The following is a 23,460-nucleotide window of genomic DNA, read 5'->3' on the forward strand; positions in this document are numbered from 1 at the left end:
TGACCGTTCGATATTAAGTTAACACGGATTCGCATCCCGGAGCCAGGCGTCTACCGCACCCGCTCCCTCCCGCGCCGCGGTCCCGGCCCCTCGTCCCGGCTGCGATAGACGATGTAGGGGCGGGTCAGATAACCCAGCGGCATCGAGAACACGTGCACCAGGCGGGTGAACGGCCAGAAGGCGAACAGCAGCCAGGCGGCGATCACATGGAGCTGGAAACCCAGGGGGGCGGCCAGGATCAGGTCGGTATCGGGGCGGAAGGTGAGAATCGAGCGGAACCAGGGCGAGACCGTCTGGCGGTAGTCGTGCGGATGATTGTCGGCATTGCTGAGCACCGTGGTGCCGAACCCGAGCAGCAGCGTGCCGGCCAGCAGCACGTACATGATCTTGTCGTTACGGGTGGTCGCCGAGAACACCGGTCCGATGGTGCGCCGGCGGTAGATCAGGATGGCGGCGCCGGCGACGGTGGCGGCGCCCGCCATCACACCCACCCCCACCGAGAACGCCTGATACACCGATTCGCTGATCCCGGCGTCCGCGGTCCAGGATTCGGGGATCAGCAGACCCATCACATGTCCCACGAACACGAGCAGGATCCCGTAGTGGAACAGGGGACTGCCCAGCCGGAGCAGCCTGTTCTCGTACAGCTGCGAGGAACGGGTGGTCCAGCCGAATCTGTCGTGGCGGTAGCGCCAGTAGTGACCCACCAGGAACGTCGCCGTGGACGCGTAGGGCAGCGCCACCCACAGCAGGACGTCGAAGGCATCGATTCCACCGGCTCCCGCGGCCTGGAAGGCGGTCGCCGCCACGTGAACGGTGGTGATCATCGCACTCCGTCGCTCATCTGCCCTGCCTCCGGCGGGGCGGGCCGGGATCCGGGGACGGCAACGACCGGATCGGGCAGATACTGCGGCGGAGCGAAGGGCGCCAGGCCGACTTCCTCCTCCGGCGGCCCCTCGGCGATGAGCCGCGCGACCGCGTCCTGCTCCCGGCCACCGAGGCCGGGCAGGGTCGCGGTCACCGAGTCGAGAACGTCGGCCCAGGGCGAACCGGTCTCCCGCAGACCGCGGCGCATCACCTCGAGACCGGCGCGGTGGTCGGTGAGCAGGCGCAGACCCGTATCGGCGTGCCCGGAGGCGGCGAATTCCAGCACCACACAGAGATGGTCGGGCAGTTCGTCGTCGGAAAGGTTCAGCCCGGCGGCCCGGTACAGCTCTTTGAAACGCAGCAGCGCCACCCCCCGTTTCCGGGTGTCACCGTAGGCGAAATAGGTGAGATAGGGGCTGAACCGTTTGCGGTGATCGAAGGTCGCGACGTATTCGGCGGCGAGCTCGAATACCGAGCTGGTTCGCGCATGGCCGAGGAAGCGGCCCAGCGGGGCACCGACCGGGGCCGGAAGGGTGGCCGCCACCCGGCCCAGCAGACCGAGGTTGCGCCACAGCGTTTCGTCCGGGTACCCCAGCAGCACCGACTGCATCTGCCAGGCCGCCGCGCGGGCCGCCGGGTCGAGCTTCGCCGCGGCCTTCACGACCGCGCCTCCGGCTCGGCGGTATCCGGCTCATCATGGGGTGGCGGGAAGAGACCGTCGTGGGCCCGGCCGTCCCAGTTGAGCAGGTTCGCCCGGCCGCCGCGCCCGCCGACGGCGGCGGAGGCGTCCGCGGTCTGCCGATCGCGCAGCATCCCGAAGTTCTCCACCGCGATCGGCGACGCCCCGCCCGAGGCTTCCCCGAAGGGCCCCGAACCCGTCATTCCCGGACCGCCCTCGTAGTCGAGGCTGCATTCGGTGGCCAGTTCCTCCAGACCGTGGGCCTGTTCGGCGTACGCGGGCGGGATGACATAGCGCTCGTCGTATTTGGCCAGCGCGAGCAACCGGAACATGTCGTAGATCTCCGCGCCGGTCATTCCGGCGGATTCGGCGATATCCTCCCGCGGTTCGCGGCCGAGGTTGATATCGCGCATATAGCTGCGCATCGCGGCGAGCTTGCGCAGTACGGCGGTGACGGGGGCGGGATCACCGGCGGTGAACAACTGCGCGAGATAGTCCACCGGAATACGCAGGGCCTCGATGGCGGCGAACAGATTGCCGTGGTCCTCGGCATCATGACCGGTATCGCGGACGATATCGACCACCGGCGACAACGGCGGGATGTACCAGACCATCGGCAGCGTCCGGTATTCCGGATGCAGCGGCAGCGCGACCCGATAGGTGTTGATCAGGGCGTAGATCGGTGACCGGTCGGCGGCCTCGATCCAGTCCCGGGGAATGCCCGAACGCTCGGCTTCCCGCCGCACCTCGGGATCGGCCGGGTCGAGGAACACCTCCCGCTGCGCCTGGTAGAGCCCCTGTTCGTCCGGGGTGGACGCGGCTTCGAGCACCTTGTCGGCGTCGTAGAGCACCAGACCGATATAGCGCAGCCGGCCCACGCAGGTTTCCGCGCATACGGTGGGCAGGCCCGCTTCCACGCGCGGAAAACAGAAGGTGCATTTCTCGGCCTTACCGGTGCGGTGATTGAAATACACCTTCTTGTAAGGGCACCCGGAGACACACATCCGCCAGCCGCGGCAGCGGTCCTGGTCGACCAGGACGATCCCGTCCTCACTGCGTTTGTAGATCGCGCCGGACGGGCAGGCGGCCGCGCACGACGGATTGAGACAGTGTTCGCAGATCCGCGGCAGGTAGAACATGAAGGTCTGCTCGAATTCGAAGCGCACCTTCTCGGCGAGTTTGCCCAGCAGCGGGTCTCGATCACCGAATTCCGGTGCGCCGCCGAGATCGTCGTCCCAGTTCGCCGACCATTCGATTTTCGTATCCTTACCGGTGATCAGCGATTTCGGCCGGGCCACCGGAGTATGCCGCTGGGCGGGCGCGGCGGTGAGAGTCTCGTAGTCGTAGGTCCAGGGCTCGTAGTAGTCGCTCAGCTCGGGCAGGATCGGATTGCTGAAGATCGTGAACAATGTGCGCAGCCGGCCGCCGCCTTTGAGTTCGAGCCGGCCCTTCCGGTTGCGGACCCAGCCGCCGCGCCATTTCTCCTGATCCTCGTAGGTGCGCGGATACCCCTGACCCGGCCGGGTTTCCACATTGTTGAACCACACGTATTCGACGCCGGACCGGTTCGTCCACGCCTGTTTGCAGGTGACCGAACAGGTGTGGCAGCCGATGCATTTGTCGAGGTTCATCACCATCGCCATCTGGGCCATCACGCGCATCAGTAGGTCACCTCCTGGCTGCGACGACGGATCACGGTCACCTCGTCGCGTTGATTACCGGTGGGGCCGAGATAGTTGAACGCGAAACTGAGCTGGGCGTAGCCGCCGATCAAATGGCTGGGTTTGATGAGCAGCCGGGTCAGCGAATTGTGGCTACCGCCGCGCTTACCGGAGGTCTCACTGATCGGCACGTCGATCAGGCGATCCTGCGCGTGGTACATGTACACGGTGCCCGCGGGCATCCGGTGCGAGACCACCGCCCGTGCCACCACGACGCCGTTGCGGTTGACCGCCTCCACCCATTCGTTGTCGGCGACCCCGATCGTCGCCGCGTCCCGCGGCGATATCCAGATGGTCGGCCCGCCCCGGGAGAGGCTCGACATCAAGGGGTTGTCCTGATGTTCGGAGTGGATGGACCATTTGCTGTGCGGAGTGAGATAGCGGACGGTCACCCCGAGTTCGCTCGTGGAACCGAGTAGCGGCTCACCGAAGAGCGCGGCCATATTCAACGGCGGCCGGTATACCGGCAGCCCTTCACCGAGTTCGGCCATCCAGTCGTGGTCCAGGTAGAAATGCTGACGTCCGGTGAGGGTGTGCCAGGGTTTGCGGCGCTCGATATTGATGGTGAACGGTGAATAGCGGCGCCCACCGGTTGCCGACCCCGACCACTCCGGCGAGGTGATCACCGGAACAGGTGCGGACCGGGTATCGGCGAAAGTGGTGCGTTTGCCCTCGTGTTCGGCGGCCAGGTCCGCCAGCCGGACCCCCGTGCGCTGCTCCAGGGCCCGGAAACCCTCCGTGGCGAGGCGGCCGTTGGTGGTGCCCGACAGCGCCAGAATGGCCTCGCAGGCCTGGATTCCGCGCCGCAACGACGGCCGCCCGTCGGCCACTCCCCCGCGCTCCGTGCCGTTCTTGTGCCGCAGATATTCGACTTCGGGGCCGAGATCGTAGGTGACGCCCTTGGTGGTGGCACCGAGTTTCTCCGCCAGCGGGCCGAGGGCCCGCATCTTGGCCGCGATCGCACCGTAATCGCGTTCCACCACCACCAGTTTCGGCATGGTGAGACCCGGGATCGGTTCGGTGTCCCCGGGTTTCCAGTCGAGCACCCGCCCGTGCGGGGTGGCCATTTCGTCGGGGGTGTCGTGCAGCAGCGGCACCGCGACCACATCCTTGCGCACCCCCAGGCGCGGGCCGGCCAGTTCGCTGAACTTCTCGGCGATGGCCTGGAAGGCGTCCCAGTCGGTGCGGGTCTGCCAGGGCGGGGCGATCGCGGGATTGAACGAATGCACGAACGGGTGCATATCGGTGGTATTCAGGTCGTGCTTCTCGTACCAGGTCGCCGCGGGCAGCACGATATCGGAGAACAGGGTGGTGCCGGTCATCCGGAAATCCAGGGTCAGCAGCAGATCGAGTTTGCCGCGCGGCGCGTCCGGCCGCCACACCACATCGCGGGGGCGGGCGCCGGCCGGGGTCTGCGAGGCGCGCAGCGACGATTCGGTGCCCAGCAGATGTTCCAGGAAATACTCGTTGCCCTGGGCCGAGGAACCCAGCGGATCGGCCCGCCACACACTCAGTACGCGGGGGAAGTTCTCCGGCGCGTCGGGATCCTCACAGGCGAAACGCATCCGGCCCGCCCGCAACTCCGACACCACATAACCCGCCAGCGATCCGCCCGCGGCCTCGGCGGCCTCGGTGAGGTCGAGCGGGTTGCGGTCGAAAGTCGGGTAGGAGGGCATCCAGCCCAGCCGGGCGGCCTGCGCGATGACATCGGCGGTGGTCATACCCGCCAACCGGCCGCCGGTCTGCGCGGCCGAGAGCTTATCGGCGCCGAACCAGTCGTAGCGGAACTGGTCGGAATGCAGATACCAGTAGGCAGTCTGGATCATCTGCCGCGGCGGGCGCGACCAGTCCAGCGCGGAGGCCAGTTGCGTCCACCCGGTGACCGGGCGGCATTTCTCCTGACCCACATAGTGCGCCCAGCCGCCCCCGTTCACACCCTGGCAGCCGGTGAGCGTGGTGAGCGTGAGGAAGGCACGGTAGATGGTGTCGGAATGGAACCAGTGATTGGTTCCGGCGCCCATGATGATCATCGAACGGCCGTTGCTGTCCTCGGCGTTGGACGCGAACTCCCGGGCTATCCGCAGCGCGGTCGCCGCCGGGACACCGGTGATCGATTCCTGCCAGGCCGGGGTGCACGGCTGGGAGGGGTCGTCGTAATCGAGTGGCCAGGTCCCCGGCATACCCTCGCGCCGCACACCGTACTGGGCCAGCAGCAGATCGAAAACGGTGGTGACCAGATGCCCGTGCACCCGGCGGGCCGGTACCCCGCGCTCGACGGTCACATCGTCGCCGACCGGGTTGTCGAAACGCGGCAGCACGACGGTGACCGACTCGCCGCCGAACATCGTCAGCAGCGGGCGCGCACCGTCGAGATCGAGATTCCAGCTGCCCTTGCCGGTTTCGCCGTAGCGGTAGCCGAGCGAACCGTTCGGAACCACCGCGGTGCCGTCGGCGTCCAGCAGCACGGTCTTGAACGCGGCGTTCTCGGTATCGGCGAACTCCTCGATATCGGCGGCGGTCAGGAATTTGCCCGGTACATATCCCGTCCCGGTCTCCTCCACCCGCACCAGGAACGGCAGATCCGTGAACTGACGGATATAGGTCGTGAAATACGGGACCTCCCGGTCGACGAAGAATTCCCGCAGCACCACATGCCCCATCGCCATCGCCAGCGCACCGTCGGTCCCGGGATGCGGAGCCAGCCATTCGTCGGCGAATTTCACATTGTCGGCGTAGTCCGGGGATACCGCGACGACCTTCTGCCCCCGGTAGCGGGCCTCGGCCATCCAATGTGCGTCGGGGGTACGGGTCACCGGCAGGTTGGCACCCCACATGATCAGATAGCCGGCGTCCCACCAGTCCCCCGATTCCGGCACATCGGTCTGGTCACCGAACACCTGCGGCGCGGCCACCGGCAGATCGGCGTACCAGTCGTAGAACGACAGCATCGCGCCGCCCAGCAGCGAGACGAACCGCGACCCGGAGGCATGCGAAACCATCGACATCGCCGGAGTCGGCGAGAAACCCGCGATCCGGTCCGGACCGTAGCGGGCGATGGTGTGCACATGGGCGGCCGCGATCATCTCGGTCGCCTCGTCCCAGGTGGCGCGGACCAGTCCGCCTTTACCGCGCGCCGATTTGTACCGCGCGGCCGATTCGGGGTCCTCCACGATCGACGCCCAGGCGCGTACCGGGTCGCCGGTGGCCTCCTTCGCCTCCCGGTACATCCGCAGCAGCACACCCCGCACGTAGGGGTACCGCACCCGGGTGGGCGAGTAGGTGTACCAGGAGAACGCCGCGCCGCGTGGGCAGCCGCGTGGTTCGTACTCGGGTTTGTCCGGGCCCACCGACGGATAGTCGGTCTGCTGGGTCTCCCAGGTGATGATCCCGTCCTCGACGTAGATCTTCCACGAACACGATCCCGTGCAGTTCACGCCGTGCGTGGACCGCACCACCCTGTCGTGACTCCGACGATCCCGGTAGAACTCCTCGGCCTGCCGCCCACCCTTCTCGTACAGCACCCGCCGATCCGGCGATACCTCGGCGCGGGTGAAGAATCGGCGCGTGCCCACCAGGGCATCGGTCAGTTCGTCGTCGAGCCGCGCGCCGCCGGAGCGGTGGCGGGGTTCGGGCATCGGTACTCCTTCTGCGTTCACCGGGGGCTGCGTTCACCGGAGAGGTCATAGGCCGTGCGCAGAGAGGACGGCAGGTACACCGAGAACGCCACGAATCCGCCGAACGCCACCGCGTACAGCGCCGAGGCCGTCCAGGTCGCGGGTAGCCGCACAGTCCGGGCCAGGCGGCCCGTCATCGATGCGGCGGGCGGGGGGCGACCCGGAGCATCGCAGAAGTTCAGCGCGAAGCCCACGGTGAGCACGATCAGCATGAGCGTGCGGCCGACGGCCGCGACACGATCGCCGGTCGCGGCGATGCTCAGCGGAGTCGAAGCGGGCACCAGCACTCCCAGGGCGTCGATCCGGTATGGCGTCTGCGCCCGCTGGGCCGGGGCCCACCACAACCCGCTCGACGGGCGTACCTTCGGTCTCGCGCGGCCGGGCGGTGATACGCGCCGGCCCCCGTATTGCGATAGCACCGGCCACCGGCGGTTCGGGATGCGATCCGGCCGGTAGCCGTTCCGACGTCATTGTGCCCCCAGCGCGGCGGAGTCGGCGGCCATCCGGGTTCCCGGGTGTTTCGTACGCCTAGGCTCGACCGGTGGATATCGACTGGCCCGACCTACGCGCCCGATGCCGACTCGCGGAGGACGAGGCGATCCTGGCGCTGAACAAACCCGCCGGGATCTCGGTCACCGGGGAACGGCACGATATCGATATCGTGACCGCCGCCGAGGCCGCGGGCGAGACGCTCTACCCCGTGCACCGGATCGACAAGGTCACCTCCGGTTCGGTGCTGCTGGCCAAACAATTGTCCGCGCACGGACAGCTCACCCGCCAGTTCACCAAGCAGACGGCGCAGAAAACGTATCTGGCCGTCGTCGCGGCCGGCGAGACGCCGCTGCCCGACCACGGCACGATCGACCTGCCGCTGAGCGTGGGACGGAAGAACCGGGTCCGGATCGCCGCCCCGCGCGAGGCCATCCACCGCACCGGCGATCAGTGGTCGGTCGCCGAGGCCGATCTGCTGAAGACCAAGAACTACCCCTCGCTCACGGAGTTCGCCGTGGTGGACCGCCACCGCGATCTCACCGTGCTGGCTCTGCACCCGCGCAGCGGCCGCCGCCATCAGTTGCGCGTCCACCTGGCCTGGATCGGCCACGAGATCCTGGGCGACCCCCTGTTCGACCGCTCCGGCGGCCACCCGCGCACCCACCTGCACTCCTGGCGGCTGCGGCTCACCGCCGACTGGCGCCCGGACGGCCGCCTGGACCTGGAGGCGCCACCCGACGATGCCTTCTGGGCGCCCCTGCCCCACCCACCGAAAGCTCTGCCCGCCTGATCCGGCGGGCCCCGCGTGGCCTCCCTCATACCGGCGGCCACCCACCCGCCGGTCTGCCCTAAGCTGGCCTTGTGATCCTGGTGGCTCAGGTCAGCGATACCCATTTCGACCTCGGGACCCGTAACGCCGAACGCGCGCAACGGGTCATGGCCTATCTCGCCGATCTGCGGCGGCGGCCCGATCTGATCCTGGTGACCGGCGATATCACCGATTCGGGCAAACCAGAGCAGTACGCCGAGGCCAGGGTGGCGCTCCAGGCCGATCTGCCGGTGCTGGCCATTCCCGGTAACCACGACGAACGCGCCGCGTTCCGGGAAGTGCTGCTGGCCGCACCGCCCTCGGACGAACCGGTGAACCAGGTGCACCGGATGGCGGGTCTCAGTGTGATCCTGCTCGATTCCAGTGTTCCGGGGCAGTCGGGCGGGCACCTGACCGATGGGACCTATGCCTGGCTGGACGCGACCCTGGCCGCGACCCCGGAGCACGACGCCGTACTGGTCGCCCTGCACCACCCGCCGGTCTTCCTGCACAGTCCGATCGTCGATCCCATCGCGCTGACCGAACCGGAACGGCTGGCGGCGGTGATAGCCGGTGATCCGCGGGTGATCGCGACGCTCACCGGGCACGCGCATACCTCGGGCGCCGGGACCTTCGCCGGACGGCCGCTGCTGATCGGCCCCAGCACCGCCTCGGTATTGGGTGGCGAATGGGAGCTGGCGCCACCGGAGCGGGTGATGGACTACGCACCGGATCCGGCGGTCGCGCTGCATGTGATCGACGACGACCACCACCTCATCACGCATTTCCGGAGTGTGCCGATGGGCGGCTGGATCGGTACCCCGCGCTGAGGCCCGGTCAGTACCTACCGGCCCGGATGCGGCGGTAGGCCGCGGGAGTGCCGCCGGTCCAGCGTTTGAACGCGTAGATGAACGTGGACGCTTCCGCGTACCCGAGCCGGATCGCCACATCGCTGACCGAGAGCGGTGTGGCGGTCAGCATCTCCTCCGCGAGGGCCCGGCGCACTTCGTCCAGCAGCGCGCGGTAGCTGGTGCCGGTGGCGTCGAGATGACGCCGCAGCGTACGGGTGCTCATGTTCAGATCGGCGGCCACCGCGTCGATACCGGGGGGCGCGGTGAAACCGTCCGTACCGCCACGGGGCACCAGACGCGCCCGCACCTCGGCGGCGATCCCGGTGCGGGCCCGGCGCCGGTGCACCAGATCGCGGCATTGGGCCAGGCAGATGGCGAGGGTGTGCTCGTTGGCCTGTGGGAGGGGCCGGTCGAGAATCGCGGGATCGATCGCGACCAGGTTCTCCGGCCGCCCGAAGCGCGGCGGGGCCACCGTGACCTCGGCGATGAGGTCGGCGTAGGACGGTTCGGGGAAGCGGAATTCGGCGCGCAGCAGGGCCAGGTGGCGACCCAGTAGATCGCTCATCACCTGGTGCATGGCCGTGACATCGCGTTCCACCAGGAACTGCCGGACATCGGCGGGTACGGCTTCGTCGTCGATGCGGCCGATGAACTCGCCCTCCTCCCACTGGGTCACCGGGAGGCAGAAGGTGAAGCTCAGTTCCAGGTAGCGCAGCGCGAAGTCGATGGCCTCGGCGAGGGTGGGACTGCTGACACAGGCGAATCCGAAGATGCCGAAGGTGGTGATGCGGTACCGGCGGCCGATCTCGATACCCATTCCGGGCCGGTCGAGTTCGTGCACCAGGTTGCGTACCACCGTGAGTTCGGTATGTGCGTCGATCTGGGTGTCGGGATCGTGGAGCCGGGGCTCGGTGAGATCGGTGCCGCGCAGCAGCGACGCCACCGGGACGCCGTGTTCGGCCCCGTAGCCGGCCATCAGCGCCACGCTGGCGACACCACGCGGGAAATCCCAGTCCCGGATCGACGGACGCTGCACCATGCCGTCATTATGGCCGAATATCTCGATTGGCCCGCTACCCGGTCACTACCAGGACAGCTGGGCGCAGCGGCGCGCGGTGTCGGTGGTCTCGATCTGCAGGGTGGCGTGCCGGATGTGGTGGCGCTCGGCCAGCAGCTGCTGACAGGCCCGCAGGATCTCGTCGCCGGAATCGGTCCCGGTGGTGGTGATATGCGCGGAGGCCACCTCCATCCCGGAGGTCAGCGTCCAGACATGCAGATCATGCACATCGCAGACCCCGGGTACGGCCCCCAGTTCGGCCGCGACCTGTTCCACGTCGACCTCTTCCGGACTGTGCTGGAACAAGATGCGCAAGGAACGGCGGGCCAGCAGGTAACTACGGGGCAGTACCCAGACCCCGATCGCGACGCCGACGATCATGTCGGCGTAGTACCAGCCCGTGGTCAGGGTGATCGCCGCCGAGAGCAACACGCCGAAGGACCCAACCATATCGGCGAGCACTTCGAGATAGGCCCCGCGGACGTTCAGGCTCTCCTCGGCGCCACGACGCAGCAGCAGGAACGACACGATATTGGCGAGCAGGCCGATCCCACCGGCGATGAGCACCGGACCACCGGGGACCTCGGGCGGCTCGCCGAACCGGCGTACCGCCTCGATCAGGACGTAGCCCGCCACGCCGAAGAGCAGAATCGCGTTCGCCAGGGCCGCCATCACCTCGGCCCGGTAGTAGCCGAAGGTACGGGTGTAGCTGGGCCGGGTATTTCGCGCCAGCATGATCGCCGAGAGCGCCATACCGATGCCGACGACGTCGGTGAGCATATGCGCCGCGTCCGAAAGTAATGCCAGCGAACCGGTGACCAGCGCGACCGCCAGTTCGATCAGCATGAATCCGGCGCCGATGGCGAGTGCCAGACCGAGCCGTCCGACGTACTTCCCGGAGGCGCTCTCCGGTGATACCGAATGCGTATGATCATGTCCCACCCGAACAACATATGCGTCCATGCGCATGCTTGCAACACCTTCGATTCGACTCTCACCGCCGGACTGGCAGACTTGATTTCGTGAGTGACCAGCCCGCAACCACCCACCTCGGGGAACCCGGCCGATATTCCGACGGCCCGGGCGATCCGCCCGGCGGCGCCGCGTTGCGCCCGATCGAGCTCGCGACCGGCGCGGTACTCGGCGGCGTCACCGTCGGCCTGGTCACCGTGGGCGCCCTGGTGCCCTTCGCCGCCGCGCTACAACTGGTCGCGGCCGTCCCGATGGGCCTGCTCGCCCATCGCTACCGATTCCGCGCGGTCCTCGTCGCCTCGGTATCGGCCGCCCTCGTCACCTTCGTCGCCGCCGGACTCACCGCGGCCATGGCGATGGTCGCGACGGCCACCATCGGCGGCATCGTGGGCGCGGTCAGACGCCGCGACGGCGGCCTCATCGCGGTCACCGGGCTCTCGGTCCTCGCCGGTATCGCGTGGAGCGCGGTATCGGTCGGATTCCTGCTCGCCTTCTCCGCGACCCGCGAATTGCTCTTCGATACGGTCCGCAACACGGCGACCGGATTCGCCGAACTCACCTCCCGGCAGGCGCAGCTCGCCCCACTGGGCCGCGGGGTGCTGGACATCGCCGAAGTGGTGCTGGACTGGTGGTGGGTCTACATCGGCGGAACCGTACTGTTCGGCACGGTCCTCACGGCGCTGGTGTCCTGGTTCGTCCTCGGATCGGTGCTGGACCGCCTCACCTGGCTACCCGGCAGCGACCGGCTGGACGCGCCCGCCGACAACCGGCCGATCGAGCCGCTTCCGGTCACCCTGCGGGCCGCCGGATACCGCTACCCGGGCGCGACCACCGACGCCCTCACCGGAATCGACCTCCGGGTCGAGATGGGCGAATTCGTCGCGGTGGTCGGCCACAACGGATCCGGTAAATCGACCCTCACCCGCCTGCTCGCCGGCCTGCCGCCGACCACCGGCACCGTCGACCGCCCGGGTTCGGCCGGGCTCGGCCACCTGGGTGGCACCGCACTGGTCCTGCAACGCCCGGAAAGCCAGACCCTGGGCGTGCTGGTGGCCGACGATGTGGTCTGGGGCCTGCCCGCCGGGCTCGCGGCGCAGGTGGATATCGACGGCCTGCTGAACGAGGTCGGACTCGCGGGAATGGGCGGGAAGGAGACCGCCGCACTCTCCGGCGGCCAGCAGCAGCGGCTGGCGGTCGCGGCGGCCCTGGCCCGGCGCCCGGCCCTGCTCATCGCCGACGAGGCCACCTCGATGATCGACCCCGACGGCCGCCGCGAACTGGTGGCCCTGCTCGCGCAACTACCGCGCCGGCACGCCATGGCGGTGGTTCTGGTGACCCATCACGAGGCCGACGCCCACGCCGCCGACCGGGTGATCCATCTGGCGGGCGGCCATACCGTCGGCCATCTGCCCGCCTGGCCCAAACCCGCCGCCGCCGAGCGCCGCAGGCCCATGGGCGACACCCTGCTGGAACTGCGCGGGGTCCGGCACACCTACAACCGCGGCACCCCGTGGGAGGCGGCCGCGCTGCACGGGGTCGACCTCGCGGTGCGACGCGGTGAAGCCCTGCTGGTGGTCGGCGGGAACGGGTCCGGGAAATCGACGCTGGCCTGGATCATGGCCGGGCTCATCACGCCCAGCTCCGGGAAATGCGAACTCGCCGGCAAACCGGTAGGTAAGCAGATCGGCCGCGTGGAACTGGCTTTCCAGCATTCCCGGCTGCAACTACAGCGTCATACCGTGGGCGAGGAAGTGGCCGACTGGGGCGGCGAGGGCACCGGATCGGGCACGGTGGGCAAAGCCCTGGACGCGGTCGGCCTGGACCGCTCGCTGACCACGCGGTCCATCGAGGAACTCAGCGGCGGCCAGGCGAAGCGGGTGGTGCTGGCGGCCATCGTCGCGAGCAATCCCCAGGTGGTGGTCCTGGACGAACCCCTGGCCGGGCTCGACCCGGAAGGCCGCGCCGATATCGTCGAACTGCTGGCCCGGTTACGCGATTCGGGACTGACGCTGATCGTCATCTCTCACGATGTGGAGGATGTGGCGGCCATCTGCGATCGGACCGTCCAGCTGCGGGCCGGGCGGATCCCGGAAACCGAGACCACCCGGGTACCGGTCCGCGAACGGGACGCCGACACCGCCCCCATCCCACCGGTCGGCCCACCGGGATCGGCCCCTCATCCCACGCCGGGCCCGGCGTGGGGGCTCCGCGGCGGCGATGCCCCGGGTATGGAAGGCGGAGGTTCGCGATGAGCACCGTACTGCTGCGACAGGTTCCGGTGGCCAGCCCGGTACACCGGCTGTGGGCGGGCACCAAGATGATCGGGGTCTTCCTGATCAGCCTGCTGCTGATGGTCCTGCCGAGCTGGCCGATTCTCGGCATCATGATCGTCTTCCTGATCGTGATCGGCGTCGTCGCCCGGCTGCCACTGGGCGTTCTGCCGCGGCTGCCCTGGGCGTTCTGGTTGCTGATCGCACTCGGCGCCGTGCTGGCCGCACCCGTCGGTGGGGCGGCGCTGCTGCGCTACGCGCAGGTGGTGACGTTCGGGCTGATCCTCATCTCGGCCTCCATGCTGATCGCCTGGACCACCCCGATGAGCGAGATCGCGCCCGCGCTGGCCACTCTCGGCCGGCCGCTGCGGAAACTGCGGGTCCCGGTGGACGAACTGGCGGTGGTGGTGGCGCTGACGCTGCGCGGCCTGCCACTGCTGCTCGAGGAGATCCGGATCCTGCGCGCGGCCCGGCGGCTGCGACCGAAACCCGATCTGCTGCATCGCACCACCGATCCGGTGATCGATATCCTCACCGCCGCGATGGCGGTATCCACCCGCCGCGCCGGAGAACTGGGCGAGGCGATCACCGCCCGCGGCGGCACCGGACAGCTCACCGCGCGCCCGGGCGCACCGGGCCGCACCGACGCGATCGCACTGGCCGTGGTGATCGCGGTCTGCGCCGGTGCGCTGACGCTGGAACTCCTGCTGTAACCCGGTCGGCCGGGGCCGACCGGGTCAGCGGTTACCTGTGCCCCTGGCCGTGGCCCTGATCGCGGACCGCCTTACGGGCGGCTTCCTGCGCCTTGTCGACCTGGCTCGCGTATTTACCGCCGGTCTTCTTGTCCACCGCGTCACCGACCTTCTCGATCAGCGGATCCACTTTGCCGGCGTTCTTCCGGGCCAGGCCCAGTGCCTTGTTCGCCAAACCCTTGAAATCCATTGCCGCTCCTCGCTCGAACCCACTGGCCCCGCTCCACAGTACCCAGCGGAAAGCCTGCGTGCGGGGCGTCCGGGTGGCGCCGACCATCACAATTCGCCCAGCCAGGCGGGATGCCAGAAGCGGCCGCCGTCGGTCCAATCCATGTACCGCACACTGCCTTCGACCTTCGGAGTCACCCACATCACGTCCCGGCACTCGTCCCGGGTCATCTCGTTGATGAACGGGCTGGTCTTACGTTCCAGCCGGCGCAGCCGTCCCGCCAGTTCATCCATCGCCGCGTCGCCGAAACCGGTGCCCACCCGTCCGGCGTACACCAGCCCGTCCGGTCCGGGCACCCCCACCAGCAGGGACGCGAACGGGCGCGCCTTGCTGCGCCGCATACCGCCCACCACCACCTCCTGGGTCCGCCAATTGCGGTATTTCACCCAGGCGTGCCCGCGGGTCCCGGGCAGGTACACCGAATCCATCCGTTTCGCGACCACCCCCTCGGCCCCCTCGTCACGGCTCTGCCGCAGCGCGTCCCGGCCGCTGCCCGCATAGCGCGGCGGCACCCGCAGCGCGGGGCTCGTCGCGGCGAGCGCCTCCAGCACCTGCCGGCGGTCGCGGTAGCGTTTGCGCAGCAGTGCGGTGCCGTCCAGGTACAGCAGGTCGAACGCCAGGAACTCCGCCCGCCGCGGATTCGCCTTCAGCAGTGCGATATTCACCGCACCGTCCGGACCCCGCACGATGATCTCCCCGTCCAGCACCACCTGGTGCTCGGCCAGCTCCTCGGCCAGCACCGCCAGTTGCGGATAGCGGTCCGTGACATCGTTACCCGCCCGGCTGCGCAACCGCATCTCGCCCGCGTCGATTTCGACCAGCAGCCGGTAGCCGTCCCATTTCCGCTCGAACGCCCACTCCGGTTCCGGCAGTCCGTCGACCTCGCCGGCGGTGGCCAGCATCGGGGTGAGTCCGCGCGGCAGTTCACCGAGCGACGGCTGCTCCTTCATCAGGTGCATCAGCCACTGATCGCCCTCGGTGCGGATCAGTGCGTACCGGCCGCGCAACCGGTCACCGCGTAGCACCACGATCACCTCGTCGTCGCGCCATTTCTCGGCCCGATAGGTGCCGGCATCCCATACCGACATCTCCCCCGCCCCGTACTCCCCCGCCGGGATGGTGCCGCGGAAATCCAGGTACTCCAGCGGATGGTCCTCGGTGTGCACGGCGAGCCGGTTCTGCCGCGGGCTGTCCGGCGGTCCCTTCGGCACCGCCCACGACACCAGCACGCCGTCGCGTTCCAGCCGCACATCCCAGTGCAGCCGCCGGGCGTGATGCTCGTGCACGACATAGCGGTTGTCCGGGCCGCTGCGCGGCGAATGGACGGGTACGGGTTCGGGGGTGCGCGCGGGGTCGCGCATCGAGCGGTATCGGGTCAGGGCGTCGTCCATCGGCGGGTCCAGTCCGGCCAGCAGGTCACCACCGGACCGGTAGCGTTCGAGGACCTCGTCGAACCGGAGCTGCCGCAGGTCATCCGCGTTCTCGAGCTCGTCCCAGCTGCGTGGGGCGGCGGCGTTCGGTTGCTCGCGCCCGCGCAGCGAATACGGCGCGATCGTCGTTTTCGACGGGTTGTTCTGACTCCAGTCCAGGAAGACCTTGCCTGCCCGCACTTTCTTCGCCATGGTGGCGGTCACCAGCCCGGGCATCAGCCGTTCGAGATTGGTGGCCACCTGTTTGGCCACCGTCGACGCCCCGCCCGGGCCGAGAACCCGGTCCAGCGGGACGTAGAGGTGGATACCCTTGCTCCCGCTGGTCAGCGGATAGGCGCGCAGCCCGATCTCGCCGACCATATCCCGGACCCCGAGCGCGACCCGCGCGCATTCGGCGAGCCCCGCGCCGGGCCCGGGGTCGAGATCGAAGACCAGGCGGGTGGCCGGGCCGCTGTCGTCACCGTCGAACCGCCACTGCGGCACGTGCACCTCCAGCGCCGCCTGCTGCCCCAGCCAGACCAGCCCGGCCTGGGAGGCGATCACCGGGTAGGTGACGGTGCGCCCGGAGTGCCGCTGTGCCCGGCGCGGCAGCCACGACGGAGTGCCCGCTCCGAGGTTCTTCTCGAAGAAGGAGGATTCGGCGACGCCGTTGGGCCAGCGTTTCCGGGTGACGGGCCGTCCGGCCATATGCGGCAGCATGGCCGGCGCGATCTCGGCGTAGTAGTCGATGACCTCGCCTTTGGTGGTACCGGCCGCCGGGTAGAGAACCTTGTCGAGGTTGCTCAGCCGCACCTCGACATCCGGCTGTCCCGGTTCACCCCCGAAACTCCGGTTCACCCGGGATCACCGCCGCGGGCCGCCGGCCCCGACCGGCGCCCCGCCGCGGGTCACGGACGCGGGCCCGAACCCGGGGTAGGCGGCTGCCCGGGGCCACCCTGCTGGTCCGGTGGCACCACCTTGCGGGCGGCTTCCTTACCCTTCTGGATCTTGTCGGAGTATTTGCCCTTGGTCTTCTGGTCGACGAAATCGCCGGCCTTGTCGACCGCTTGGTTGATCTTGTCGGAGTTCTTGGACGCGACTTCCTGGCCCTTACCGACCAGATTCTTCAGGTTGTCCATCAAGCTCATTGCCGGATTCCTTCCCTGTCACCGTGCGGAACCGTTCACTCCATATCTTCCCACCACGGACGCATGGGTGGGAGGTCGGCGATATCGAGCCGCTGCCCGGGTCGCGGTACCGCGATCGCGGTGCCGGCGGCCGCGGCGGCCTCCACCAGCCGGTGTACCGGCTCGGCCCACGGGTGCGGCGCCAGATTGAAGGTCGCCCAGTGGATCGGGATCAAGACACCCCGGGCCGGATCGCCCTGGCAGAGATCGGCGTGGGCGCGCACCGCCTCCTCCGGGTTCATATGGATATCGGACCAGTGCGGGTCGTAGGCGCCGATCGGCAGCAGGGTGAGGTCGTAGGGGCCGGACTGCGAACCGGTCGCGGCGAAAGCTTTGGTGAAACCGGTATCACCGCCGAAATAGGCCCGGTGCTCCGGACCGATCAGCGACCAGCCCGCCCACAGCGTGGTGTTGCGGACCAGACCGCGACCCGAGAAATGCCGCGCTTCGGCGCAGGTGATGGTCAGGTCACCGCGCTGCCCCTCGGGATCGGATACCGAATACGATCCACCCCAATCCAATTCGATCACGCGCGCATCGGGCACACCCCAATGCCGCAGATGCGCCCCGACCCCGAGCGGGACCACGAATACCGAGCGCTGGGTGGCCACCAGGGTGGCGATGGTATCGGCGTCGAGGTGGTCGTAGTGGTCGTGCGAGATGACCACGGCGTCCACCTGCGGCAGATCCACCAGATCCACCGGTACCGGATGGATACGGCTCGGGCCGACCAGCCGGGAGGGCGAGACCCGCTCGCTCCACACCGGATCGGTGAGCACTCGGTAGCCGTCGATCTCGACCAGTGCGCTGGCATGGCCGTACCAGGTGACGGCCAGCGCACCGGCCGCGGCGGGCCGCTCCGGCTCGGCCAGTGGCACCGCGGCCTTCGGACGACCGGCGCGCAGGGCGGTCACCATCGACAGCAGACCGGCGGGATTGTCGCGGATGACGATCGTCGAGGCCGGTTCGGTGTTGTGGAACTGGCGGTCGCGGTAGCTGCGGGCACCGCTGACAGTGGGCGCGATCGCGGATACCGAGGCTCCCAGCGCCGCCGGTAGCCCGTCCAGGGCACGCAGCACCCAACCGGCCACCGTCATTCCGGCCAGCCCCGCGAACGCGGTGGCAACAGTACGCGGCCGCATCAGCGCCCCTGGAATTTCGGAGCCCGCTTCTCCTTGCGGGCCAGCCGGCCCTCTTCGGCGTCCGCGCTGTTCCAGGCGGCTTCCAGTGCCTTGTGCTCGATCTGGTTGGACGGGACGCGGGTGCCGTCGTCGTTGAGCACGAGTTTCAGGTGGCGCAGCGACAGTGGCGCCAGTTCGGCGATGGATTTCGCCCAGCTCTGGGCATCGGCGACAGTGCCGAGGCGGTTGGCGAAGCCGAAGGAATAGGCGTCGGCGGCCGAGATCGGTTCCGCCCCCAGCAGCAGCGTGCGGGCCGGGCCGGCGCCGATCAGCGAGACCAGCCTGCGAATGGTCCAGCTGTCCACGGAGATGCCGAGTTTGGCGGCGGGTATCGCCAGGTACGAGTCCGGCGGCAGGACGCGCAGATCCGCCGCCAGCGCCAGCTGCACTCCCGCCCCCAGGGCGGGCCCGTTGAACGCCGCGATCACCGGCTGCGGCATGGACTCGATCTCGTGCAGCATGTCCAGCAGCGCGTCGAGGAATTCGGTGGAGTACACACCGTCCAGATCCGCGCCGGCGCTGAAGACCGGACCGCGGCCGCTGATGACCACCACCCGGGCGTCACGCTGCGCCTGGGCCAGCGCGTCGCGAAGCTGGACGACGAGGTCCAGATTCAGCGCGTTGCGCCGTTCTTCCCGCTGTAGTTCGATCGTGACGACGTCGCCGTCGCGGCTGACCCCGAGCATGTGTGTCCTTCCCCGCTGAACGAATCCGATACAACAGCCGATACCGATGGGTTACTGCCCACTTTGCCACAGGAGTGCGAACGGCTCGCGTAAGGCGAAGCGGGCGCCCCGGGTCCGGAACCCGGGGCAGCGGGGGTGGAAGTTCAGTTCTCCAGTCCGGCCGCGAAGGTCTCGGGATCGGGTCCGATCCGGGTCCCCGTGTCGAGTCCGGAAACGGCCGCCATCTGCTCGGCCGACAGTTCGAACCCGAAGACGTCGAAGTTCTCCTCGATCCGGGCGGGCGTCACCGATTTCGGGATCACCACATTGCCCAGCTGCAGATGCCAGCGGATGATCACCTGCGCGGGCGTACGGTCCACCTCACCGGCGATCCGGGTGACCACCGGATCGCCGAGCAGGGTGCCCTGGCCGAGCGGACTCCACGCCTCGGTGGCGATGGCGTGTTCGGCGTGGTACTCGCGGAGTTCGCGCTGGATCAGCCCGGGGTGCAGCTCGATCTGGTTGACCGAGGGGGTCTGCCCGGTTTCGGCGATGACCCGCTCCAGATCGGGCACCCGGAAGTTGGAGACGCCGATGGAGCGCACCAGCCCGTCGGCCGCGAGTCGCTGGAAGGCGCGGAAAGTGTCGGCGAAGCGGTCCGCGGCGGGTACCGGCCAGTGGATGAGATACAGATCCAGATACTCCAGGCCCAGCCGCTTCAGACTCGCGTCGAATGCGCGCAGGGTGGAGTCGTAGCCCTGATCGGCGTTCCAGAGTTTCGTGGTGACGAAGACCTCGTCGCGGGGCAGCCCGAACTGCCGGATGGCCCGGCCGGTGCCCTCCTCGTTCTGGTAGGCCGCGGCGGTGTCGATACTGCGGTACCCGGTCCGCAGGGCTGCCGTCACCGTATCGACGACCTCTTCCGCCGGGACCTGGAATACCCCGAACCCGAGCTGCGGCATCAGGCTGCCGTCGTTCAGGACGATGGGAGGAACAACACCGGTCTCACGATTGGTGGTCACCGTTCCGACGGTAGAAGCGGTTCGGCGGCAGGTCAACGAAGACCCGGCCCGTGTTCACTCCGCACCGCATCTTCGGTCAACTTGACATATCGTTGTGTTTTCACAACACTTCATTGCGTGAGCCCAGTAAGACGCGGGGAAACTCTACCGATATTCAACCGGATCGCCGTACTGCGGGCGGAGCACCGGATGTCGCGCGCCGCCCTGGCCGAGGCAGTCGACGTCAACCCCCAGACGATCGGCGCGCTCGAACGCGGCAACCACTACCCGAGCCTGGACCTGGCCCTGCGCATCTGCGCGGTGTTCGGCCTCCCGGTGGAGGCGGTGTTCTCCCGCACCGAATTCACGCCCTTGTCGGCCGAGGTGTACTCCCGCGAGAAAGGACAGCAGTCATGACCGCTGCCGCCGAACCCACCACCCTGCTCGACCGATACCGGGCCTACCGCGTCCGGCGCTGGCTCGTCCGGGAAAAACAGATCGCCGGAATGCTTCCCGGCTGGCGCACCACCCGGCGCCGCCGAACCCTGGTGGTCATCACGATCGCGGCCCTCGGCCTGATGTTCCTCGCCGGTGTCCTATGCGCTTTCGGACTCGGCTGGGCCGCCCTGCTGGGCGGGCTCGCGGCACTGGTCTTCCTGCCCGCGTGGACCATGGTGCGGATCGTCGCCGACGCCCAGGACAACGCACCGGCGGACACCCTGGACGAGCTGGAATTCGCGCAGCGCGAAACCGCCCGGTCGCTGGGGTTGACGATCACCCAGGTCCTAGCGGTGTTCCCGGTGATGTATCTCGTCTGGAGCGGCGCGCTGTTCCCGGACGCCGACGCCTCCCGCACCGCATACGCGGGCGGGGTCATGGCCCTGGCGACCCTGCTGGCCGGCGGATGCGCGCCCGCCATGATCCTGGCCTGGACCAAATCCGATCCCGAACCGGAAGACTGAGTGCGGCCGGTCCGATACGGCCCGGTCCACACGGTTCCGCAGCGGTGATATCGAGGCCCCGGCCAGTGTCGGGGCCTCTTTACTCGGGCCGGATCCGGAATACCTCGCCGGGAGCGGGTTCCGGCGGCCGGGTGGGCGCTCCTCCGGGTATCCCCAACCGGCGATACCGGCGTCGCCGGGTCGCTCGCAGTTCGGCCGGCGACTGCCCGGCGAGCCCGGCCAGTTCCGCGCCGATCGCCGCCACCATGCGGCGGGCGAAATCGACCGGTTCGTCCGCGGCATCGGGATATTCGGGAACGATACGATCCACGATCCCGTCTGCCAGCAGATCGGTGGACCGGATACGCTGCGCCGCAGCCAGTTCCGGCGCGTGTCCGATATCGCGGTGCACGATGGCGCTGGCCCCCTCCGGCGGCAGCGGCGCGAGCCATCCGTGCGTCGCGGCGAGAACGCGGTCGGCGGGCAACAGCGCCAGCGCGCCGCCACCGGTCCCCTGGCCGAGCAGTACCGAAACAGTGGGGGTGTCCAGGGTCACCAGATCGGCCAGGCAGCGGGCGATCTCCGGGGCCAGCCCGCGTTCCTCGGCCTCCTTCGACAGCGCGGCGCCGATCGTATCGATCACCAGGACCAGCGGAAGTCCGAGTTCGGCCGCCAACTGCATACTGCGGCGGGCCTCCCGCAACGCGGCGGGACCCATTGTGTGCTCGGGATCCTGGTTGGTGCGGTCGTGACCGAACACCACGCAGGGCCACCCCCGGAACCGCGCCAGGGCCAGCACCGCCGTCCGGTCGGTATCACCCTGGCCGGTACCGCTGAGCGGTACGCGCTGGGTGGCCCGGCGCAGCAGATCGCGCAGCCCCGGGCGATCCGGACGCCGCGAGATGAGCACCGACTCCCAGGCGTCGGCGGGCACGGCGGTCTCGACGGCGGCCGACCGTGCGCCGACCGGAGTGTCCGGTATCCGCACGGCACCGCTGAACACACTCAGAGCCCGGTGCGCGATACGCCGGAACACCGTCACATCGACAACCCCGTCGATCACCCCGGTGCGGTACAGGTTCTCCGCGACCTGCACGCCCTCCGGAAACGGCCGGTCGTACAGCGCCTCGTACACCCGCGGCCCGAGGAACCCGATGAGCGCTCCCGGTTCGGCGAAGGTGATATGCCCGAGCGACCCCCAGGACGCGAACACCCCGCCCATGGTCGGATTACGCAGATACACCACATACGGATGACCGGCGGACTTGTGCGCGGCGACGGCGCCCGCGATCTTCACCATCTGCACGAAAGCGAGGGTGCCCTCCTGCATCCGGGTACCGCCGGAGGTCGGTGACGCCACCAGCGGCAGCCCCGACGCGGTCGCCCGCTCGACAGCCGACACCACCCGTTCGGCCGCCGCGACCCCGATCGACCCGGCCAGAAACGCGAACTCGCACGCGATCACCGCGATACGGCGTCCCCGGAGCAGGCCCTCGCCGGTGAGTACCGCTTCGTCGGTGCCCGCCGCGGCAGCCGCCCCGGACAAGGCGGACCGGTAGCCCTCGGTCCGCGCCACCGGCAGTGGCGGCGCGTCCCAGCTCACAAACGTGCCCGGATCGAGCAACGTATCGAGGAATTCCCGGGCACCGAGCCGCCCCGAGCCGCGCGTCATCCGGCGACCGCAGGATCGCCCGGTATCGTCGGAGGTCCCACCGGCACGCCGACCAGTATGGCGCGAGCCGGCTCAGTAGCCGCGAGTGACCTTCTGCAGCGCATACTCGGTCAGCCGCACGAGGGCTTCCTTCGCCGGTTCCCGGCGCCGCGCGTCGATCGGCATGATCGGCACATCGGCGGGAACGGCCAGGGCCTGGCGGATGTCCTCGATCGGATACATCGGGGCATCGTCGAACTGGTTGAGCGCCACGAGGAACGGCAGATTACGCGCCTCGAAGTAGTCGACCGCCGCGAAACTGTCCTCCAGCCGCCGGGTGTCGATCAGCACCACCGCACCGATCGCACCGCGGATGAGGTCGTCCCACATGAACCAGAACCGGTACTGGCCCGGGGTGCCGAACAGGTACAGCACCAGATCCTCGGCCAGGCTGATCCGGCCGAAGTCCATCGCAACCGTGGTGGTGGATTTGCTCTCGATACCCGCGAGACTGTCGATCCCGGCGCTGGCGTTGGTCACCAGAGCCTCGGTTCTCAACGGGACGATTTCCGAAACTGCCCCCACCAGCGTCGTTTTGCCCACGCCGAACCCACCTGCCACCACGATCTTCGCCGAGGTCGGCTTGCTGAGGCGGGTATCGACCTGTGCGGTCGAATCATATACGCCGGAGTCCACTGAGAACCCTTTCGATCAGCTCGCGACGTTCATCGTCGCTGGAATCGTCTTTCAATGTCGCCGAAACGCGGACATGCCCGGCTTCGATCAGGTCCGCTACAAGTACCCGCGCCACCCCGATCGGTATACCCAGTCGAGCCGCGAGTTCGGCGACCGACGGCGACTCCCTGCACAGCTCGACTATCGAGTTTTCGATATTGCTCAGTTCGTACTGGCGTTCGAGCGATATGGGATGGGACGCGACGAGAGCCTCGAGCGCCAACTCGATCTTGGGCCTGGTCCGACCGGCAGTGAGCGAGTACGGGCGCACGAGACTGGGCTCGGAGCCTCCCACGCGGTGATCCTCTATGTCCATCC

The 23,460-nt window shown here is 68.6% G+C and carries 21 protein-coding genes and 1 pseudogene; 6 read left to right on the plus strand and 16 right to left on the minus strand.

The genetic code is table 11. The annotated features are described in order from the left end of the window. Nucleotides 1-50: 50 nt before the first annotated feature. The 5 genes and pseudogenes from narI to AB0F41_RS11800 form a co-directional block, all read right to left on the minus strand. A complete protein-coding gene (gene narI / locus AB0F41_RS11780) occupies nucleotides 51-827 on the minus strand; it encodes a respiratory nitrate reductase subunit gamma (RefSeq protein WP_357422765.1) in 777 nt (258 codons plus the stop codon). Next, on the minus strand, nucleotides 824-1,528 hold the full coding sequence (gene narJ, locus AB0F41_RS11785) for a nitrate reductase molybdenum cofactor assembly chaperone (protein ID WP_357422766.1): 705 nt from the start codon (nucleotides 1,526-1,528) through the stop codon (nucleotides 824-826). The genes narI and narJ overlap by 4 nt, the downstream gene beginning before the upstream one ends. Then, the gene (gene narH, locus AB0F41_RS11790; RefSeq protein WP_357422767.1) at nucleotides 1,525-3,207 is read right to left on the minus strand and encodes a nitrate reductase subunit beta; all 1,683 of its coding nucleotides are present in this window, start codon (nucleotides 3,205-3,207) and stop codon (nucleotides 1,525-1,527) included. Before narH ends, narJ begins: the two co-directional genes overlap by 4 nt. Continuing rightward, nucleotides 3,207-6,902: a nitrate reductase subunit alpha gene (locus tag AB0F41_RS11795; protein ID WP_357422768.1), complete on the minus strand. Its 3,696-nt coding sequence runs from the start codon at nucleotides 6,900-6,902 to the stop codon at nucleotides 3,207-3,209. Before AB0F41_RS11795 ends, narH begins: the two co-directional genes overlap by 1 nt. Nucleotides 6,903-6,949: 47 nt before the next feature. Then, nucleotides 6,950-7,051, minus strand: a pseudogene (locus tag AB0F41_RS11800) (hypothetical protein); the annotation flags it as partial. A gap of 431 nt (nucleotides 7,052-7,482) precedes the next feature. On the opposite strand from AB0F41_RS11800, the gene AB0F41_RS11805 reads away from it, so the two are divergent. Both AB0F41_RS11805 and AB0F41_RS11810 read left to right on the plus strand, forming a co-directional pair. Continuing rightward, a complete protein-coding gene (locus AB0F41_RS11805) occupies nucleotides 7,483-8,223 on the plus strand; it encodes an RNA pseudouridine synthase (RefSeq protein ID WP_357422769.1) in 741 nt (246 codons plus the stop codon). 71 nt (nucleotides 8,224-8,294) lie between these two features. Continuing rightward, nucleotides 8,295-9,071, plus strand: a complete 777-nt coding sequence (locus AB0F41_RS11810) for a metallophosphoesterase (protein WP_357422770.1) — start codon at nucleotides 8,295-8,297, stop codon at nucleotides 9,069-9,071. Between the two features lie 7 nt (nucleotides 9,072-9,078). On the opposite strand, the gene AB0F41_RS11815 is transcribed toward AB0F41_RS11810, so the two are convergent. Next, nucleotides 9,079-10,131 (minus strand): AraC family transcriptional regulator, encoded by a 1,053-nt coding sequence (locus AB0F41_RS11815; protein ID WP_357422771.1) that lies wholly within the window; start codon nucleotides 10,129-10,131, stop codon nucleotides 9,079-9,081. A gap of 45 nt (nucleotides 10,132-10,176) precedes the next feature. Then, the gene (locus AB0F41_RS11820) at nucleotides 10,177-11,112 is read right to left on the minus strand and encodes a cation diffusion facilitator family transporter (RefSeq protein WP_357422792.1); all 936 of its coding nucleotides are present in this window, start codon (nucleotides 11,110-11,112) and stop codon (nucleotides 10,177-10,179) included. A gap of 143 nt (nucleotides 11,113-11,255) precedes the next feature. Here AB0F41_RS11820 and AB0F41_RS11825 point away from each other — a divergent pair, with 143 nt between their 5' ends. Both AB0F41_RS11825 and AB0F41_RS11830 read left to right on the plus strand, forming a co-directional pair. Continuing rightward, nucleotides 11,256-13,373: an ATP-binding cassette domain-containing protein gene (locus tag AB0F41_RS11825; protein WP_357422793.1), complete on the plus strand. Its 2,118-nt coding sequence runs from the start codon at nucleotides 11,256-11,258 to the stop codon at nucleotides 13,371-13,373. Continuing rightward, complete coding sequence (locus AB0F41_RS11830; protein ID WP_357422772.1) at nucleotides 13,370-14,104, plus strand: energy-coupling factor transporter transmembrane protein EcfT; 735 nt, start codon at nucleotides 13,370-13,372, stop codon at nucleotides 14,102-14,104. The genes AB0F41_RS11825 and AB0F41_RS11830 overlap by 4 nt, the downstream gene beginning before the upstream one ends. A 31-nt stretch (nucleotides 14,105-14,135) precedes the next feature. On the opposite strand, the gene AB0F41_RS11835 is transcribed toward AB0F41_RS11830, so the two are convergent. From AB0F41_RS11835 to AB0F41_RS11860, 6 genes are all read right to left on the minus strand, one after another. Further along, the gene (locus AB0F41_RS11835; RefSeq protein ID WP_357422773.1) at nucleotides 14,136-14,333 is read right to left on the minus strand and encodes an antitoxin; all 198 of its coding nucleotides are present in this window, start codon (nucleotides 14,331-14,333) and stop codon (nucleotides 14,136-14,138) included. Between the two features lie 86 nt (nucleotides 14,334-14,419). Beyond that, the gene (locus tag AB0F41_RS11840) at nucleotides 14,420-16,639 is read right to left on the minus strand and encodes an ATP-dependent DNA ligase (RefSeq protein ID WP_357422774.1); all 2,220 of its coding nucleotides are present in this window, start codon (nucleotides 16,637-16,639) and stop codon (nucleotides 14,420-14,422) included. Between the two features lie 50 nt (nucleotides 16,640-16,689). Further along, complete coding sequence (locus tag AB0F41_RS11845) at nucleotides 16,690-16,929, minus strand: antitoxin (RefSeq protein ID WP_357422775.1); 240 nt, start codon at nucleotides 16,927-16,929, stop codon at nucleotides 16,690-16,692. Between the two features lie 35 nt (nucleotides 16,930-16,964). Then, complete coding sequence (locus AB0F41_RS11850) at nucleotides 16,965-18,110, minus strand: MBL fold metallo-hydrolase (RefSeq protein WP_357422776.1); 1,146 nt, start codon at nucleotides 18,108-18,110, stop codon at nucleotides 16,965-16,967. Beyond that, a complete protein-coding gene (locus tag AB0F41_RS11855) occupies nucleotides 18,110-18,835 on the minus strand; it encodes an enoyl-CoA hydratase (protein ID WP_357422777.1) in 726 nt (241 codons plus the stop codon). The genes AB0F41_RS11850 and AB0F41_RS11855 overlap by 1 nt, the downstream gene beginning before the upstream one ends. 143 nt (nucleotides 18,836-18,978) lie before the next feature. Then, complete coding sequence (locus tag AB0F41_RS11860) at nucleotides 18,979-19,836, minus strand: aldo/keto reductase (protein ID WP_357422778.1); 858 nt, start codon at nucleotides 19,834-19,836, stop codon at nucleotides 18,979-18,981. 117 nt (nucleotides 19,837-19,953) lie between these two features. Here AB0F41_RS11860 and AB0F41_RS11865 point away from each other — a divergent pair, with 117 nt between their 5' ends. Both AB0F41_RS11865 and AB0F41_RS11870 read left to right on the plus strand, forming a co-directional pair. Then, nucleotides 19,954-20,232 (plus strand): helix-turn-helix transcriptional regulator, encoded by a 279-nt coding sequence (locus AB0F41_RS11865; RefSeq protein ID WP_357422779.1) that lies wholly within the window; start codon nucleotides 19,954-19,956, stop codon nucleotides 20,230-20,232. Continuing rightward, entirely contained in the window at nucleotides 20,229-20,777 is a 549-nt protein-coding gene (locus AB0F41_RS11870) for a hypothetical protein (RefSeq protein ID WP_357422780.1), read from the plus strand. Before AB0F41_RS11865 ends, AB0F41_RS11870 begins: the two co-directional genes overlap by 4 nt. A 79-nt stretch (nucleotides 20,778-20,856) precedes the next feature. Here AB0F41_RS11870 and AB0F41_RS11875 read toward each other — a convergent pair whose 3' ends face one another. The 3 genes from AB0F41_RS11875 to AB0F41_RS11885 form a co-directional block, all read right to left on the minus strand. Then, entirely contained in the window at nucleotides 20,857-22,428 is a 1,572-nt protein-coding gene (locus tag AB0F41_RS11875; RefSeq protein WP_357422781.1) for a carboxyl transferase domain-containing protein, read from the minus strand. A 72-nt stretch (nucleotides 22,429-22,500) separates the two neighbouring features. Continuing rightward, complete coding sequence (locus tag AB0F41_RS11880; protein ID WP_357422782.1) at nucleotides 22,501-23,103, minus strand: ATP/GTP-binding protein; 603 nt, start codon at nucleotides 23,101-23,103, stop codon at nucleotides 22,501-22,503. Continuing rightward, the gene (locus AB0F41_RS11885) at nucleotides 23,084-23,458 is read right to left on the minus strand and encodes a DUF742 domain-containing protein (RefSeq protein ID WP_357422783.1); all 375 of its coding nucleotides are present in this window, start codon (nucleotides 23,456-23,458) and stop codon (nucleotides 23,084-23,086) included. Before AB0F41_RS11885 ends, AB0F41_RS11880 begins: the two co-directional genes overlap by 20 nt. Between the last annotated feature and the right edge of the window lie 2 nt (nucleotides 23,459-23,460).

Source organism: Nocardia sp. NPDC024068, assembly GCF_040638875.1.
Lineage (GTDB): Bacteria > Actinomycetota > Actinomycetes > Mycobacteriales > Mycobacteriaceae > Nocardia.

What these genes read in the sequence shown, in the direction of transcription:
- AB0F41_RS11820 (WP_357422792.1), bottom strand. Translation starts at nt 11,112, where the DNA reads ATGGACGCATATGTTGTTCGGGTGGGACATGATCATACGCATTCGGTA.
- AB0F41_RS11795 (WP_357422768.1), bottom strand. Translation starts at nt 6,902, where the DNA reads ATGCCCGAACCCCGCCACCGCTCCGGCGGCGCGCGGCTCGACGACGAA.
- AB0F41_RS11815 (WP_357422771.1), bottom strand. Translation starts at nt 10,131, where the DNA reads ATGGTGCAGCGTCCGTCGATCCGGGACTGGGATTTCCCGCGTGGTGTC.
- narH (WP_357422767.1), bottom strand. Translation starts at nt 3,207, where the DNA reads ATGCGCGTGATGGCCCAGATGGCGATGGTGATGAACCTCGACAAATGC.
- AB0F41_RS11870 (WP_357422780.1), top strand. Translation starts at nt 20,229, where the DNA reads ATGACCGCTGCCGCCGAACCCACCACCCTGCTCGACCGATACCGGGCC.
- narI (WP_357422765.1), bottom strand. Translation starts at nt 827, where the DNA reads ATGATCACCACCGTTCACGTGGCGGCGACCGCCTTCCAGGCCGCGGGA.
- AB0F41_RS11835 (WP_357422773.1), bottom strand. Translation starts at nt 14,333, where the DNA reads ATGGATTTCAAGGGTTTGGCGAACAAGGCACTGGGCCTGGCCCGGAAG.
- AB0F41_RS11845 (WP_357422775.1), bottom strand. Translation starts at nt 16,929, where the DNA reads ATGAGCTTGATGGACAACCTGAAGAATCTGGTCGGTAAGGGCCAGGAA.
- AB0F41_RS11875 (WP_357422781.1), bottom strand. Translation starts at nt 22,428, where the DNA reads ATGACGCGCGGCTCGGGGCGGCTCGGTGCCCGGGAATTCCTCGATACG.
- AB0F41_RS11885 (WP_357422783.1), bottom strand. Translation starts at nt 23,458, where the DNA reads ATGGACATAGAGGATCACCGCGTGGGAGGCTCCGAGCCCAGTCTCGTG.
- AB0F41_RS11850 (WP_357422776.1), bottom strand. Translation starts at nt 18,110, where the DNA reads ATGCGGCCGCGTACTGTTGCCACCGCGTTCGCGGGGCTGGCCGGAATG.
- AB0F41_RS11830 (WP_357422772.1), top strand. Translation starts at nt 13,370, where the DNA reads ATGAGCACCGTACTGCTGCGACAGGTTCCGGTGGCCAGCCCGGTACAC.
- AB0F41_RS11855 (WP_357422777.1), bottom strand. Translation starts at nt 18,835, where the DNA reads ATGCTCGGGGTCAGCCGCGACGGCGACGTCGTCACGATCGAACTACAG.